The organism is Paenibacillus sp. FSL K6-2862 (assembly GCF_038005125.1).
GTDB lineage: Bacteria > Bacillota > Bacilli > Paenibacillales > Paenibacillaceae > Paenibacillus > Paenibacillus illinoisensis_A.
This window is the reverse complement of record NZ_JBBOSN010000001.1, coordinates 1,842,451-1,857,091: the sequence shown is the minus strand read 5'-3', so window position 1 is coordinate 1,857,091 and position 14,641 is coordinate 1,842,451. Positions and strand designations below refer to the sequence as shown.

At 47.5% G+C, this 14,641-nt stretch carries 15 protein-coding genes and 1 tRNA gene; 5 read left to right on the top strand and 11 right to left on the bottom strand.

Annotation, left to right across the window (positions count from 1 at the left end; translation table 11 throughout):
* Window positions 1–68: 68 nt before the first annotated feature.
* Window positions 69–269, bottom strand: a complete 201-nt coding sequence (locus MHB82_RS08725; RefSeq protein WP_095288345.1) for a hypothetical protein — start codon at window positions 267–269, stop codon at window positions 69–71.
* Between the two features lie 305 nt (window positions 270–574).
* Here MHB82_RS08725 and MHB82_RS08720 point away from each other — a divergent pair, with 305 nt between their 5' ends.
* From MHB82_RS08720 to MHB82_RS08705, 4 genes are all read left to right on the top strand, one after another.
* Window positions 575–1,528, top strand: coding sequence for a TIGR01212 family radical SAM protein (locus tag MHB82_RS08720; RefSeq protein WP_341174472.1), 954 nt, complete (start codon window positions 575–577; stop codon window positions 1,526–1,528).
* A gap of 1 nt (window position 1,529) precedes the next feature.
* Window positions 1,530–2,114 carry a class I SAM-dependent methyltransferase gene (locus tag MHB82_RS08715; RefSeq protein ID WP_341174471.1) on the top strand — a complete coding sequence of 195 codons (585 nt, stop codon included), beginning with the start codon at window positions 1,530–1,532 and terminating at the stop codon, window positions 2,112–2,114.
* A gap of 212 nt (window positions 2,115–2,326) precedes the next feature.
* A complete protein-coding gene (locus MHB82_RS08710; protein WP_341174470.1) occupies window positions 2,327–3,304 on the top strand; it encodes a type I phosphomannose isomerase catalytic subunit in 978 nt (325 codons plus the stop codon).
* A 27-nt stretch (window positions 3,305–3,331) separates the two neighbouring features.
* The gene (locus tag MHB82_RS08705; protein WP_341174469.1) at window positions 3,332–4,312 is read left to right on the top strand and encodes an alpha/beta fold hydrolase; all 981 of its coding nucleotides are present in this window, start codon (window positions 3,332–3,334) and stop codon (window positions 4,310–4,312) included.
* Window positions 4,313–4,437: 125 nt separating this feature from the next.
* Here MHB82_RS08705 and odhB read toward each other — a convergent pair whose 3' ends face one another.
* The 10 genes from odhB to MHB82_RS08655 form a co-directional block, all read right to left on the bottom strand.
* On the bottom strand, window positions 4,438–5,721 hold the full coding sequence (gene odhB / locus MHB82_RS08700; protein ID WP_341174468.1) for a 2-oxoglutarate dehydrogenase complex dihydrolipoyllysine-residue succinyltransferase: 1,284 nt from the start codon (window positions 5,719–5,721) through the stop codon (window positions 4,438–4,440).
* Between the two features lie 5 nt (window positions 5,722–5,726).
* Complete coding sequence (locus tag MHB82_RS08695; RefSeq protein WP_341174467.1) at window positions 5,727–8,600, bottom strand: 2-oxoglutarate dehydrogenase E1 component; 2,874 nt, start codon at window positions 8,598–8,600, stop codon at window positions 5,727–5,729.
* Window positions 8,601–9,160: 560 nt separating this feature from the next.
* Window positions 9,161–9,234, bottom strand: a tRNA-Pro gene (locus MHB82_RS08690).
* A 211-nt stretch (window positions 9,235–9,445) separates the two neighbouring features.
* Entirely contained in the window at window positions 9,446–9,877 is a 432-nt protein-coding gene (locus tag MHB82_RS08685) for an NUDIX domain-containing protein (RefSeq protein ID WP_341174466.1), read from the bottom strand.
* Between the two features lie 155 nt (window positions 9,878–10,032).
* A complete protein-coding gene (locus tag MHB82_RS08680; RefSeq protein WP_341174465.1) occupies window positions 10,033–10,389 on the bottom strand; it encodes a cupin domain-containing protein in 357 nt (118 codons plus the stop codon).
* A complete protein-coding gene (locus tag MHB82_RS08675; protein WP_095359142.1) occupies window positions 10,386–10,871 on the bottom strand; it encodes a GNAT family N-acetyltransferase in 486 nt (161 codons plus the stop codon). The genes MHB82_RS08680 and MHB82_RS08675 overlap by 4 nt, the downstream gene beginning before the upstream one ends.
* 182 nt (window positions 10,872–11,053) lie before the next feature.
* A complete protein-coding gene (locus tag MHB82_RS08670; RefSeq protein WP_341174464.1) occupies window positions 11,054–11,476 on the bottom strand; it encodes a GNAT family N-acetyltransferase in 423 nt (140 codons plus the stop codon).
* A gap of 142 nt (window positions 11,477–11,618) precedes the next feature.
* Window positions 11,619–11,993, bottom strand: a complete 375-nt coding sequence (locus MHB82_RS08665; RefSeq protein ID WP_095359144.1) for a YybH family protein — start codon at window positions 11,991–11,993, stop codon at window positions 11,619–11,621.
* Between the two features lie 43 nt (window positions 11,994–12,036).
* Window positions 12,037–12,531, bottom strand: a complete 495-nt coding sequence (locus MHB82_RS08660) for an 8-oxo-dGTP diphosphatase (RefSeq protein WP_110821128.1) — start codon at window positions 12,529–12,531, stop codon at window positions 12,037–12,039.
* A 149-nt stretch (window positions 12,532–12,680) separates the two neighbouring features.
* Window positions 12,681–13,466, bottom strand: a complete 786-nt coding sequence (locus MHB82_RS08655; RefSeq protein WP_095359146.1) for a DUF3891 family protein — start codon at window positions 13,464–13,466, stop codon at window positions 12,681–12,683.
* A 196-nt stretch (window positions 13,467–13,662) separates the two neighbouring features.
* On the opposite strand from MHB82_RS08655, the gene coaA reads away from it, so the two are divergent.
* Entirely contained in the window at window positions 13,663–14,592 is a 930-nt protein-coding gene (gene coaA, locus MHB82_RS08650) for a type I pantothenate kinase (protein WP_341174463.1), read from the top strand.
* Window positions 14,593–14,641 lie beyond the last annotated feature (49 nt).

The following is a 14,641-nucleotide window of genomic DNA, read 5'->3' as shown; positions in this document are numbered from 1 at the left end:
CTTCGGATCTGCCACTTGGGGCAAATCTCAAAGATTCCCTCTTCGATTTATTTGGAATTGGGGTCCAACTACTTTAATAGTTCATAGTCTACCTTATCTTGGTGTGAAAAATCAAATGTCTTTTCGAAAGCTGTGCGAACTTTTTGTCTTGCAGCCGCTTCCACTTTCGGATTGCCATTAAAACGAACACCTGTCAAAGCCAGTGCTTCTTCTGCCGTCAGTTCAACTGAAACATGATGAAGGTTATTGTTTTTAACTTGGGAATTCATTCATATCACCTCACGGTTTAGTATGGTCCATGACGTCAATTTTGATTCAAATGCTATGATGAATAGTACCCATTGGATGCTGTCTGACGTTAAGTTAAATATAACACAAGGTGTAAACTATAGCAAGAGAAAAACCTTGATAAACCAGTCTATTTTTGAGTTCGAATTCCCCTTTTTTTGCGTTTTTTGATACAATGGTTAAAGTCCATGGAGACACGGATTTTCACAATCCGTTCTATCACGTGAATAGATAAACATCTGTCTCTCCCGAGAGGGAATGCGGCAGCCAAAGGAGCACCCTGAAGATGAATGCACCTGCAATACAGCCTCCTCTTTCCTGGGGAGATAAACGATTCCACACCTGGAATTATGAAATGCGAAACGAGTTCAACAATAAAGTGTTCAAAGTTATGCTTGACGCAGGATTCACCTGTCCAAACCGTGACGGTTCAATTGCCAAGGGCGGATGTACCTTCTGCAGTGCACGGGGATCAGGAGATTTTGCCGGCAGCCGGCGGGATGATCTGGTTACCCAATTTAATACGATTCGGGACAAACAGCACCTCAAATGGCCTACGGCCCAGTACATCGGCTATTTCCAGGCGTATACGAACACATACGCTCCTGTTGAGGAGCTCCGTGAGTATTTTGAAGTGATTTTACAGCAGCCTGGTGTCGTCGGTCTGTCCATTGCCACTCGCCCCGATTGTTTGCCTGATGATGTTGTGGATTACCTGGCCGAACTGAATGAACGTACCTACCTGTGGGTTGAAATGGGACTTCAAACCATCCACGAGTCGACCTCAACGCTCATCAACCGCGCGCATGATACGAAATGTTATGAAGAGGCCGTAGAGAAGCTGCGGAAACGGAATATACGCGTGTGCACACATATCATCTATGGCTTGCCTCAGGAAACGCATGAAATGATGCTGGATACCGGACGCGCAGTAGCCAATATGGATGTGCAAGGCATTAAGATCCATCTGCTGCACCTCATGCGCAAGACGCCGATGGTCAAACAGTATGAAGCCGGGCTTCTTCGATTCCTGGAACAAGACGAGTACATCAAACTGATTGTCGATACACTCGAGATGCTTCCACCGGAAATGATTGTGCACCGCCTCACCGGTGATGCTCCGCGTGATCTGCTGATTGGACCGATGTGGTCCATGAAAAAGTGGGAAGTGCTGAATTCCATAGACCGCGAATTGCGTTTACGTGAATCGTGGCAGGGTAAATATTGGAGGGGAGCATAAGATGGGCTTTCTCTCGGTTCTTAGCTGCGCCCATCAATGGGTATCCTCCCGTTTGCAGCCCGGGGATTTTGCGATTGATGCCACAGTAGGCACGGGTGCCGATACCCTGTTTCTCGCACAGCAGGTTGGGAAACGCGGCCAAGTCATCGGTTTTGATATCCAAAATGAAGCGCTAACTCTGGCCCAAGCCAGAATTCGTAAACAGGAAGACGGCTCAAAGCTCGGTTCCATCTCCCTAATGGAGTTAAGCCATGACCGAATGGATGAAGCTGTTCCCGAGCAATGGCAAGGCCAAGTTGGCGCAGTCATGTTCAACTTGGGATACCTGCCGGCCGAAGGAGCGGATGCTTCTGTTATAACTCAATCGGAAAGCACGATTGGGGCATTGGAAGCAGCACTGGGCCTATTGCGAACACGCGGCATAATTACAGCTGTGTTGTATCCAGGCCATGAGGGTGGTGCACAGGAGGCAGATGCAGTACTGGCCTGGTGTTCGGCTTTGCCTGTAGACCAGGCACAAGTTGTCATGTACCGCCAGCTTCAGCGCGCAGCCTCTCCATTTCTGATTGGTATTGAGAAAAAGTAATTTCCTTTACTCTCCAAATGCCATAAAATAAACACATTAAATAGCACGACATCGCTGTGCATGAATATGGGCCAAGCTCCAACCTCGGCTCGTTTACAATGACGATGCGTGCTTTACATATTTGGCTGCTGCAACCGTATACAATCCGGGATGCACAGGCATGGATTTGATTAAAGCGATTCACCACTTCATATACTAGAGGAGAGATTACGATGTCTAAGCCATACCCACTACAATTTCAACCCGAGTTTAAGGAACGTGTATGGGGAGGTCGGGCGCTGGAGCAATTCGGTCTGACACCACCTGAAGGACATATTGGAGAAGGATGGATGATTGCAGATCATCCTAACGGTACAACCAAAGTCATTAATGGCGAACTTGCAGGTAAAGGTCTGGATGAAGTGCGGGAACAGCTAGGCACTTCGTGGCTCGGTACAAAAGGTGTATCTGAAAAAGGCGGACGCTTCCCCCTCCTGATCAAACTGCTGGATTGCAATGATGATCTATCCGTACAGGTTCATCCGACAGATGATTATGAAGCCCTCCCTCCAGGTGAACTTGGCAAAACAGAAATGTGGTATGTGCTGGACGCGAAACCGGGAGCGCACATCATCTATGGTTTAAACGAAGGGGTAGATCGTGCGGTGCTGAAGGAAGCATTGGAGAATGGCACGGTGATGGATAGGCTCCGTCAAGTACCGGTTGAAGCGGGAGATACGTTCTTCATCCCTGCCGGAACGGTACATGCTCTGTGCGCAGGAGTCGTCGTTGCCGAGATCCAGCAAAATTCGGATACAACTTACCGGATCTACGATTATAATCGTCCAGGACTGGATGGAAAACCACGTGAGCTGCATGTTGAAGATTCCTTGAATGTGACTGCCTATGAGGGCGCTGGTGCTACCACAATGAAAACCAATAACGCGACACCAGGTGAATGGCTGAAGCTTGCGGAATGCCCTTATTTTGTTGTAGAAAAAGGAATTGTTACGGATCGGTGGGAACTCTCTACGCATGCTGAAAGTTTCACCATTCTCGTCGTTTGTGAAGGGAACGGAACCTTGGAATGGGACAATGATACTCAGGAAAAAATTGAATTGAGCGCTGGACAATGCTACCTGCTGCCTGCCAATCTTGGAGCTTATACGCTTGATGGCAATACGACAGTTCTTCGTTCTTATCTACCTTAATCAAACCAGTGAAGGAGGGGTTACACGATGCAGGAATCTACGTTTGCCCTTGTGGGTAATGAAGGTACCCGCATTCATGTCTACCGCTGGCTTCCCGATCCGGAATGCCATATCAGAGGCGTTGTACAAATTGCGCACGGTATGGCCGAGACCGCAGCACGATACGCAGAATTCGCCGAGTGTCTTACCAGTCACGGGTATGCTGTCTACGCCAATGACCACCGAGGGCATGGGAAATCTGTCGAGAATCCGAAACTGCTCGGCAATGCCGGAGCAGACGGCTTTCGCTGGATGGCAAGTGATATGATCAATCTCGGTGAGCTCGCATCCAAGGAACATCCGGAAATCCCCTTGTTTCTTATGGGACATAGTATGGGGTCGTTCCTGGTGCAGCATCTGATGTATGCTGGACATGAACGTTACCATGCATTTATATTGTCCGGAACCAATGGGAAGCGTGGTCTTCTCCGATTTGGTGAAAAACTCGCACTCATGCAATGTGGTATCCAGGGTGCGGCACATCCGAGCATGCTGCTTAACGCCATTGTGTTTGGCGGCTTTAACCGTTCCTTCCGTCCAGCAAACACGCCTTTTGATTGGCTATCGCGTGATACGGACGAAGTTAAACGATTTATCGACGATCCATTGTGCGGGGCCATCTGTACCGCCGGATTCTTTCGTGATTTTTTCAAACTGTTGTTGGAAATCCATACGTCTGAAAACATGAAGCGGATTCCAAAAGATAAAGCAGTGTATCTGTTCTCCGGAGAAATGGACCCTGTTGGACTGAATGGTAAAGGTGTGTATAACCTTGTCTCCCAGTACAGACAGCTACAGATTCAGGATGTAGAATATCGCCTGTACCCCGAAGGACGGCACGAGATGCTGCACGAGACCAATCGTGAAGAAGTATGCTTGCATGTGGTCAACTGGCTAGAGCGTCACACGCCGGGCTCCGAGCAAGACCGCACGAATGACATTCGTGATACACTCGCTGATACGGTCTGACTATCCTTACAAAGCTATAGCAATACGAAAGCCCCTACCTGGAGCACAGCGCAAACTGTGTCCCTTGGTAGGGGCTTTCTGCTAGGTGAATCTATAATGATTGCTAATGTTTGTTTCGGTCCGTGTTACCCTTCGATCAGCAAGGATTCTGGATCTTCCAGCAGTTCCTTCACCGTAACGAGGAAGCGTACTGCCTCGCTACCATCGATAATGCGGTGATCGTAAGACAATGCGATATACATCATTGGGCGATTTTCCATACGCTCTGCATCGATCGCCACCGGACGAAGCTGGATCTTATGCATACCGAGAATACCAACTTGAGGAGTATTCAGGATCGGTGTAGACAACAGGGAACCAAATGTTCCGCCATTGGTAATTGTAAACGTACCGCCTTGCAGGTCGGAGAGCGCAAGAGAGTTGGAGCGAGCTTTGGAAGCCAGGTCCGCAATACTCTTCTCAATCTCAGCGAAGCCCAGTCGATCTGCATCGCGAACGACAGGAACAACAAGACCTTCCTTGGCAGACACTGCGATTCCGATGTCGTAATATTTTTTGAGTACAACATCTTCCCCATCAATCTCAGCATTGATGGTTGGGAATTTTTTCAGTGCGCCAACCACGGCTTTGGTAAAGAAAGACATGAATCCCAGGCCGATATCGTGCTTCTCTTTGAACTTGTCCTTACGACGTTTACGAACATCCATGATTGCAGTCATGTCTACTTCGTTAAAGGTTGTCAGCATTGCCGCCGTTTGCTGTGCTTCTACCAGACGCTTCGCAATGGTAGCCCGGCGACGGGACATGCGTTGGCGTTCAACTGGTTTAGCATAAGTAGAACCTCCAGCTGCCGGAGCACTTGCTGGTGCTGCCGGAGCTTTGCTTGCAGAAGCTGGCGTTGAAGCCGGTGCCTGCGTGTTATGACTTTTTACGTCTTCCTGATACACACGTCCAATCGGATCTTTGCTCTGAACCTGATCCAGCTCAATGCCGCGCTCGCGAGCAAGCTTGCGTGCAGCTGGTGAAGCCGTTTTGGTACCATTCTCGGAAGATTCCGGAGCTGCAGCTGCAGGTGGAGTCGCTACTGCTACTGCCACTGCTTCTGGAGCCGGGGCCGCAGCCTGCTGCTGTTCTGCAGCCGGCTGGGAAGCGGGTGCTCCGCTTCCTCCTCCTGTTCCTGCTCCCAGTGTACCAATCGTTTCTCCGATTTCAACCGTCTCGCCTTCCTGGCGAATAATTTTCTCGAGTACTCCACTCTCTTCGGCACTGATTTCGATATTTACTTTATCGGTTTCCAGCTCCAGAAGAACGTCACCCTGATTTACAGTTTCGCCTTCTTTGACAAGCCATCTGGAAACCGTTCCTTCAGTAATCGATTCACCCATTGCAGGTACTTTAATTTCACTCACAGCTGTTACCTCCCCAGTGGAATATTATTCTTCGTCGTTTGCTTCAACGTGGATGTAATAATCTGTTGCTGTTCCATGCTATGCACACTTTGATAACCGCTGGAAGGACTCGCGTGTTCCGGACGGCCTTCGTATCTCACGGTTGTTCCTTCCGGTGCAATAGCGCGCAAGCGAGGTTCCATGTATGTCCAGGCTCCCATGTTTTTGTTCTCTTCCTGAACCCAAACCAGTTCTTTCAGCTTGCTGAAACGTGCAAGTACGCCCTTGATTTCTTCCGCCGGGAACGGATACAGCTGTTCAACACGAATGATGTGAAGCCAGGACCAGTCGGCTTTGTCTTTCTCAAAAGCATCCTCGAGATCGATGGCGATCTTACCACTGCACAGTATGATGCGTTCTACGCGATCCGGTTTGGTTCCAAGCCCTGCTTGTTCAAGTACTGGCTCAAACTTGCCTTCACTGAACGCTGCAGCGGGAGATGCAACACGCGGATTACGAATGAGACTCTTCGGCGACATCAAGACCAGAGGACGTGCATCTTCAGTTTCAGTCAACGAAGCCTGACGGCGCAGCAGATGGAAATACTGGGATGCACTCGTCAAGTTGGCAACCGTCATATTATCTTCTGCACAGAGCTGCAGGAAACGTTCAAGACGGGCACTTGTATGCTCAGGTCCCTGCCCTTCATTGGCATGAGGAAGCAGCATGACCAGACTCGACTTCTGAGACCATTTGGCACGGCCAGCGGATATGAATTGGTCAAAAATAACCTGTGCACAGTTGGCGAAGTCACCAAATTGAGCTTCCCAGATGACAAGCGTATCCGGAGAGTACACGTTATATCCATACTCGAATCCAAGCACCGACTCTTCCGACAGCGGGCTGTTGTAAATGGCAAACGCTGCACGTGCTTGTGGCAGATGATGCAGCGGGCAAAATGTTGTCCCGTTCTCCGAATCATGCAATACCAGATTCCGGTGAGCGAAGGTTGCACGTTCTGCGTCCTGTCCGCTGATCCGAATTGGCTTGCCGTCAGCCAAAATCGTGGCAAATGCCAGTGTCTCGGCAAGACTCCAGTCCACTTTTTCGCCCTCGTTCAGGGAAGTGCTGCGACGCTGCAGAATACGCTGCAACTTCGGATATACATTGAAGTTCTCTGGCCATTTCAACAGATCGGCATTAATGCTACGCAGATTCTCCAGCGGCACAGCTGTTGGAATAAGTGACACCGCTTCAGGTTGAGTGGCTTTCAGTTGTGACTGCTCATGAACTTCGTTTTTCTTCATTTGTTCATAAGCTTCTTTCAGACGATTCGTTACGGCATCGCGAATGCTGCCAATGGAGGCATCATCAACAACCGCTTCCTGCTTGAGCTGGTCCTGATACAGATGACTCACTGTAGGGTGACTCTTCACTTTTTCATAGACCTTCGGTTGGGTTGTCTCCGGATCATCCGTTTCATTGTGACCATAGCGGCGGTAACCGATCAGATCAATCAGGAAATCCTTTTTGAATTTGTTGCGGTACTCTGCTGCCATGCGAATCGCCGCGATACATGCTTCCGGGTTGTCTGCATTCACATGCACAATCGGAATCTCGTAACCTTTGGCAAGGTCACTCGCGTAATAAGTAGAACGGGAATCACTGCTATCGGTTGTAAACCCGAGACGGTTGTTCACGATAATATGAATCGTTCCGCCGTTTTGATAGCCCGGGAGTGCTTTGAAATTGAGCGTTTCCGCCACAATGCCTTCACCAGGGAAGGCTGCATCGCCATGCATCAGAATTGTCGCTGCTTTTGTAACGTCCTGTTTCGGATATCCCGGATCACGCCGATCATCCTGCGCCGCACGTGCAAAGCCTTGAACGACAGGGTTAACGTACTCCAGATGACTCGGATTGTTAGCAAGTGTCAGACGAGCCTGTACTGCTTCGCCATCTTTTACAAAGCGGTTCGCACCAAGGTGGTATTTGACATCCCCTGTCCAGCCATAGTTGATTCCTGTCGATCCTTCAGACGGAACCAGATCCTTGTTCGGGGAATGATGGAATTCAGAGAAAATTTTGCTGTATGGTTTACCAAGGACATGAGCAAGCACGTTCAGGCGTCCACGGTGAGCCATTCCCATCAAAATGTGGCTTGATCCCGAGTGTGCCATAATGCGTACTGCTTCATCCAACATCGGTACGAGCACGTCGTTTCCTTCAATCGAGAAGCGTTTTTGTCCCACAAACGTTTTGTGAAGGAAATCCTCGAACTGCTCCACCTCAACCAGACGTTCCAGCAGTGCCTTCCGTTCATCCTGATTAAGTGGTGCCGGGGAAGTCCGGGATTCAGCACGGCGGTTAAGCCACTCGCGTTCATGAACTTCATGAACATGGCTGAATTCATAAGCGATCGGACCTGTATAGATCTGGCGCAGACGCTGAATGGCATCCCAGCCGTTGGTCGTCTGTCCATCTGCACCTTCCCAGATCAGGGATGCGGGCAGTGCTTTCAAATCTTCTTCATTCAATTCAAAATGCTTCGGTTCCAATAAAGATGTATCTGAATCTTCACTTATGCCAAGCGGATCAATATCCGCGGCAAGGTGACCATAAGTTCGAATATTCCAAACCAGTTTCCCGGCTGTAACCGCTTTCTGTAATAACTGAATATCCACGCTCCCGGAAGCTGTTTGGGCGTTGCCGGAATAAGTGGCTGTATGTGCATCTCTGCCAGGCATCGGCGGAGCACCCCATTGTTCAAACAATTCCCGATATGCGGGTGTAACCGATTCAGGATCTTGAGAGAATAATTCATATTGTTCTTGTACGTATCCCAAATTGGGTCCATAGTAACTTTCCCAGGGCTTCTTGTTGCCTTCCTCGATCGTCATCGACGTTCCCTCCGTCTTGATTTAGTCGTGTTTTTTGACGGAAATCATTGACTAAGCCGTAATTTGCGTTCGTTCAACATTTTAAGCGAAATTTTTCATGAAGTCCAATCATCGTGATGTTGGGGGTAAATAACGTTGTTCCGACGCTCCCGTCAAGGTTTGTCTGCGTTTTCAAAAACATAATAAGAAATAATTGGATATACCGCCAACACAGATGTCGAATCGTGTCCGAATCTGCTCGAGGGTTCCATCTAGCTCAATGTAAATCGAATTCGTTTTCTAATGTCTATTCTATAAACTTTTACGCTCAGGAGCATTTCCTATTTTTAGTTCAATTGATGCATAAATTAGATGAATCAGATAAATGAAGCATAAACTCTGCATATCGCAGATAAATCTGTTCCCATGCTTCCACATTAACCCCCTTTAATATGAATTGTGGTCCATAACCAGCCAAAACAAACCGTCCAGTTAAACATTAACCATTTGAGAACAGATTCAACAAAAAAAGACCGTGAATCGACAGATTCACAGCCTTAACTTCGGTGTACAGTTTCGAATCGGAGTAGCGGGATTTGAACCCACGACCTCACCCACCCCAAGGGTGCGCGCTACCAGGCTGCGCTATACCCCGATAAATCGCAAATTGAATTCGCGAATTATAGTGTAGTTCTTTTTCATATCACCAAATCGCTAAATCCCATTGCGGGATCCCAATCAACATATATCCAAATTATACCGTACACTCGCTTCACCTGGCAATATATAACATTTTGTCTACCTATGGGTTTCTTTAAAAACGCTACCTTACCAATTACAGGGATCCGGTTATCCAACCCTGTCTCTTAACTACGTCCATAGATCATATGTAATGCAAATGGGGTTAAGGATAGCTGCTGAACCTGCTCCATTGCAAACCAAGCTGCACCCAATGAATCTTCCCCATCCGGTCCTTTCCTGATCTCACTTGCCTGCTTGTCCGACTTCAACTGCACATCATACAAAATGCCGATATGATGAAGCTCCTCAGGTACCTCCTGATACACCCAATTCACAACAGTGGAATCCGCAGAACGAATGGTCACCTGCACATCTGTAAGACCCGTTTCCTCTTCAATCTCACGGTGCAGAGCGGTCTCCGGCTGTTCTCCGAATTCCAGTCTGCCACCAGGCAGATCCCAACACCCTTTATACGCACCTCGTGCTTTATGAATTAACAATATCTTGTCGCACCATCGAATGAGACCATATACCCCCAAATGTGTATGTTGATTCATAAATGACCCCTTCTTTCATCTGTGAGGTATCTGACTTGTTCCTCCAATTTTCGTATCCGCTTATTCATCTGATAAAACGATGGAGTGAAGATTAACCCCGTTATAATGACGACCACCCAGAGCATACTCAAGGCTTCACAATCCCCTTTTCAGATTCATTTAGCATACAAGGACAAACGAATATCCAGCTCACTTCCTTCGATCAACATGGCCGTTAACCCATGCTCCGAACCGGAACGATGGTTCTCACCGTCCATCCACAATGCGGCTTCTCCAGCTTGGATAACTGCACGTTCCCCCCTTTCACCTTCAACCCAGCCTTCACCTTCAAGCACCAGAAACACCTGCTCGCCTACAGCCGGATGAAGACCCAATTCTCCGCCGCCAGTGAGTTTGAGATAGGACACATGGCAACCCGAGATGTTTCGAAGTATTGGCGTAATTTCTGCTCCGTTACTTCCAAAAGCCGTAACGTTTCGCGCATTTTCAGGTGCTACACGATAAATTCTCACTTGTTGCTTTCCTCCGCTAGAGTATCCAAGTCCACCGCCAGGCGGATCATATCCACGCAGCGAATACCGTCCTCAATAATCTCTTCATCGTAATGTCTTACAAAATAATCGCGATCAACTCCTATAATGCGAAAACCGCAGCGCTGATACAGCTTCAACTGATGAAAACTGGAATTGCCTGTTCCGATCTCGACAGTACGACAGCCCAGCCTGCCTGCTGCTTCAATCGCTTCCTTAATCATGTGCTTGCCGACGCCTTGTCCCTGTAATTCTTCCTGAACTGCAATATTAACAATCTCAACAGTCTCAGGCCGGGTCTTAAGCAAAACAAATTCGCCTACCATCTCGCCTTCATATTCGGCGATAAAACATAGACCACGACTTAAATATTCGTCTACTTTGGCTTTGGAGGGATCAGCCATTAGCAAAAGTTCATAGGGCTTCTCCTCTTCCCAATCCAGTATTCGGAACGTTAGTCTCATGCGGATCTCCACCTTTTCATCGTACAATATTCATTTACAGCCCGTTTGCAGAAGCCTATGTATCAGCTTAAACGCTAAATTTGGATGATTCTCGTCACACGTTGGCACTAGGATCAATAGCGAAATACATCTTGCCCTCTCTATTAATCTGGTCATATCGAAACATCTAATAACTCTATTTACTATAAGTAGGTTGTTCCATTCTGATTGGAATAATGGCGAACCATCATGCCGCTGGCTCTGCGCATTCCCTGCTTCTCATAGAAAGGCTGCGTTTCGGTATCACATAACAGATCGATCATGTACAAACCCTGGAGCCTCTTCAGCATCCTCTCTGTTAGCGTTGTCCCAATCCCCTTACCTTGGAACTCCGGCACCACTTCCAGCAATGGAATGTATGCACTAAGCACCCCATCCGAAATAGCTTGAATAAAGCCTATGACCTTCCCTGTCTCATCATCCACTGCAAGCTCGGCTGCATACGATTGCTCCAACAGTCTCAAAAAAGTCGCCTGTGACGGTGGATTAGGCCAGCCATCAAAAAAATGTTCGCTCAGTTGCTCCACGCCTATTCCGTCCAAATTCGATCGGTAAGAGATTCTCATCGCTCACCCCTCCCATCAAAAAAAGCAAACCTCATTATATCACAATATATGGATACGTATACATGAAAATGGATGATACATTCTGTTCTAGCCCCTAGTACGCTCTTAACCCTACCGTATTCATGATTTCTTTTGTGAAGTTTTACCGTTTTTCCCCTGCGCTTAGATGCTCATGAATTAACTTCCATTCTCCATCCGGCCCAGCAGCAAACACATTCGTCGCTCGACCGTTCCCGGAAGCCGGCTTCCCTTGGTAAATACCTTCCCAATGATAGGTGTAAATGCAGACAGCCTGTGTCTCACTCACCGCAATCCAAGAGAGATCTTCTGCTGTATATACTTCTTCTTTTACCATGTCCCAAGCCTGTTCAAAATAGGAACGAATGGCTTCCTTTGTGGTGCAGGAGGTGTCTGTAAACCAATACACCGCATCTGCCGAAACCCATTTGCTCACCTCATCAAAATCATGTGTATTCGTTGCTGCGATATATCCCTCAAGTGCTTCTTGGTATCCCATTATGTCATCTCCCTATGGCACTCATTATCATTTTTACTGCTCTCTATCTCAATACCGCATCGGTATACATCATAAATGTTTCTTTTAGCGTACGGTTCGTCGACTTTTCCCAAATCACGCTTCGTTCGAATGTACCTTCTTGAAAGAAGCGCGGGAATCGTTCTGCAAACCAATCCTGCATAGGCAGTTCAAGCGCCTGTTCCACCGGGATCCACAGCAATTCACCTTCAGGCGGGTCCTGCAATAATTCACCTTCAAATGAAGTGGCCAGATAATTAAAAACCATATAGCGTAGTCCCTGCTCGGGATCACAAAACTCATCCAACCCTTTGTATGTAATCTCACGGACCTCGAGTCCCGTTTCTTCCTTCACTTCCCTCATGGCTCCGTCCACAATGCTTTCCGGGAAATCCACCTTGCCCCCTGGCGCAATATATCCTGGAAACCCCTTACGATCAGGTCTGTTCATCAACAAAACCTTGCCATTGTGCTTGTCCCACACCATACACATCGTAAATATGTCAATTCTGGTACTCATCATTATCCTCCTGCCGCTGTTCTCACTTGGTTGTACATTAACATTTCTGGTCATCCCTTGAATTTTCCTGCCTCTTCGCTAGGATAAAAAAACAAAAGCAAAACAGACCTCGAATTTATCTTCGAGGCCTGCTATTAATCCTTTATGATTCAGTCCATACTTGTAATCAATACTCTGCGTTCTTTCCACTCGGCACGACGATAAGCCTGAAGCAGGCCAAATTTGCGAATACTTGCTTTGGGTACCGACTTGTAAGGTAGACCAACTGTGAATTCCTGAGTAAATGGAAAGTAAGAGAGTCCTACTTTATCACCTGAGATCCATTCAGCCCGAATCGGTTCTCTTCCACAGGCATCGAAGGTGCAGCTTAGTCCCTCTGCAAAAAAATCATAGCGCGATGCGGGGGTTCCCGGCTCCTCCATGCAGAGAAAAAGGCTTAGCTGATCACAGAATAACATGATCTCCAGGTCACTTTGCAATCTGCGCTTGAGTTCATCTCCTCCGCCGAGCTGCTGCTGCCAATCTTCCTGAAAACGTTGTTCTTTCTTCAAATATTCCCTGATATCGTCATCATCGATAGGGTTAGCACCCAAGGTGTTCTGAAAAAGCTCCGTGTACATCATGCTGCACAATAGCCCGGCATACAGACTTTTTTCACGGACTTCGTCAATTCCTTTTTGGTAAAATACAAAACGCGGACGTAACGGGAAATCCCGAAACGAATACGGGGACTGGCTGTAATCATTCCAAAAAGGTGCGGAATCCAGCTCAATCCAGCCACGGTCGTGTTCTCTTGCTGCAAGTATAAGCTCCTCCCGGTGACGGGAATCAGCAAGCAGTTCATCTTTCCAGTGGGAAGCCATCACGCCGGCTACTTGTCCATGCTCATGCTGTGCGGTCAAAACAAAGTCATGCTCTCTCTCATATACGATCATTTGCTGTCACCCTTCCGCATGGTATACTTCAACTTTTACATATACTGGTATAAATTGTCCCGTTATCACTTCACTTTTTCTTCTTCGCCCGGACGGCATAACAAATTTGCAAATGTAAAGGTGTTGTCAGTTGCCTGAAATTTGGTACACTAAAGATTGTGTCACTGATTACATTACATACAGAAAGCGGGATCTCATGAATTTATACTCTCCTTACATCGAGTTTAACCGCAAGGAATGGGCTGAACTGAAAGAGCATCAGACCGCCCTTCCACTGACGGAAGCCGAATTGGAACAACTAAAGGGATTGAATGAAGAAGTATCCATTCAGGAAGTGGAGGATATTTATTTACCACTTACCCACTTTATTGACTTATATGCAAGAGTTTCACGTGAATTGAATCGATTAACGGCTTCTTTTTTGAAAAAGGAACAATCTCCCGCTCCCTACATCATCGGAATTGGGGGCAGTGTTGCCGTGGGCAAAAGTACGACAGCTCGTTTGCTCCAGGCCATGCTCGCCAGAGGTAAAAACAAACCCAAGGTTGACCTCGTTACGACCGACGGTTTTCTATATCCCAATGCCATACTGGAAGAGAAAGGCATCATGAACCGGAAGGGATTCCCGGAAAGTTATGATATCAAATCACTTATTCAGTTCATGGGCGATGTAAAATCGGGTAAACCTGAAGTAAAAGCTCCAGTGTACTCCCACCTTGCTTATGATGTCATTCAAGGAGAAGAGCAAACGATCTGCCAACCGGACATTCTGATTATTGAAGGCATTAACGTTCTGCAGGTGAAAAAGGAAACACCGCTGCTTGTCAGCGATTTTTTTGACTTTTCCATCTATATTGATGCAGAAGAGGAGCACATCCGTCATTGGTACATTGAACGTTTCAAGCTGCTGCGCAGCACCGCATTTCAGAATGCAGATTCCTTCTTCCATGACCGCTTTGCCAACATTGGTGAAGAGGAAGCTGTACTGACGGCCAGTCAGATCTGGCAGGACATTAACGCCAAGAATCTGCACGAGAACATTTTGCCAACCAAGGGACGTGCCAGACTGATCCTAAGAAAAGAAGCCGACCACTCGATTCAGCACATTAAACTGCGCAAACTTTGATTGCTGTCAGCAAGCTGTATCGATGATCAAACTACCCCTCTACTAAAGG

What these genes read in the sequence shown, in the direction of transcription:
- MHB82_RS08685 (WP_341174466.1), bottom strand. Translation starts at nt 9,877, where the DNA reads ATGAATCAACATACACATTTGGGGGTATATGGTCTCATTCGATGGTGC.
- MHB82_RS08660 (WP_110821128.1), bottom strand. Translation starts at nt 12,531, where the DNA reads ATGAGTACCAGAATTGACATATTTACGATGTGTATGGTGTGGGACAAG.
- MHB82_RS08715 (WP_341174471.1), top strand. Translation starts at nt 1,530, where the DNA reads ATGGGCTTTCTCTCGGTTCTTAGCTGCGCCCATCAATGGGTATCCTCC.
- MHB82_RS08665 (WP_095359144.1), bottom strand. Translation starts at nt 11,993, where the DNA reads ATGGGATACCAAGAAGCACTTGAGGGATATATCGCAGCAACGAATACA.
- MHB82_RS08670 (WP_341174464.1), bottom strand. Translation starts at nt 11,476, where the DNA reads ATGAGAATCTCTTACCGATCGAATTTGGACGGAATAGGCGTGGAGCAA.
- MHB82_RS08655 (WP_095359146.1), bottom strand. Translation starts at nt 13,466, where the DNA reads ATGATCGTATATGAGAGAGAGCATGACTTTGTTTTGACCGCACAGCAT.
- MHB82_RS08705 (WP_341174469.1), top strand. Translation starts at nt 3,332, where the DNA reads ATGCAGGAATCTACGTTTGCCCTTGTGGGTAATGAAGGTACCCGCATT.
- MHB82_RS08710 (WP_341174470.1), top strand. Translation starts at nt 2,327, where the DNA reads ATGTCTAAGCCATACCCACTACAATTTCAACCCGAGTTTAAGGAACGT.
- coaA (WP_341174463.1), top strand. Translation starts at nt 13,663, where the DNA reads ATGAATTTATACTCTCCTTACATCGAGTTTAACCGCAAGGAATGGGCT.
- MHB82_RS08725 (WP_095288345.1), bottom strand. Translation starts at nt 269, where the DNA reads ATGAATTCCCAAGTTAAAAACAATAACCTTCATCATGTTTCAGTTGAA.
- MHB82_RS08675 (WP_095359142.1), bottom strand. Translation starts at nt 10,871, where the DNA reads ATGAGACTAACGTTCCGAATACTGGATTGGGAAGAGGAGAAGCCCTAT.
- MHB82_RS08695 (WP_341174467.1), bottom strand. Translation starts at nt 8,600, where the DNA reads ATGACGATCGAGGAAGGCAACAAGAAGCCCTGGGAAAGTTACTATGGA.
- MHB82_RS08720 (WP_341174472.1), top strand. Translation starts at nt 575, where the DNA reads ATGAATGCACCTGCAATACAGCCTCCTCTTTCCTGGGGAGATAAACGA.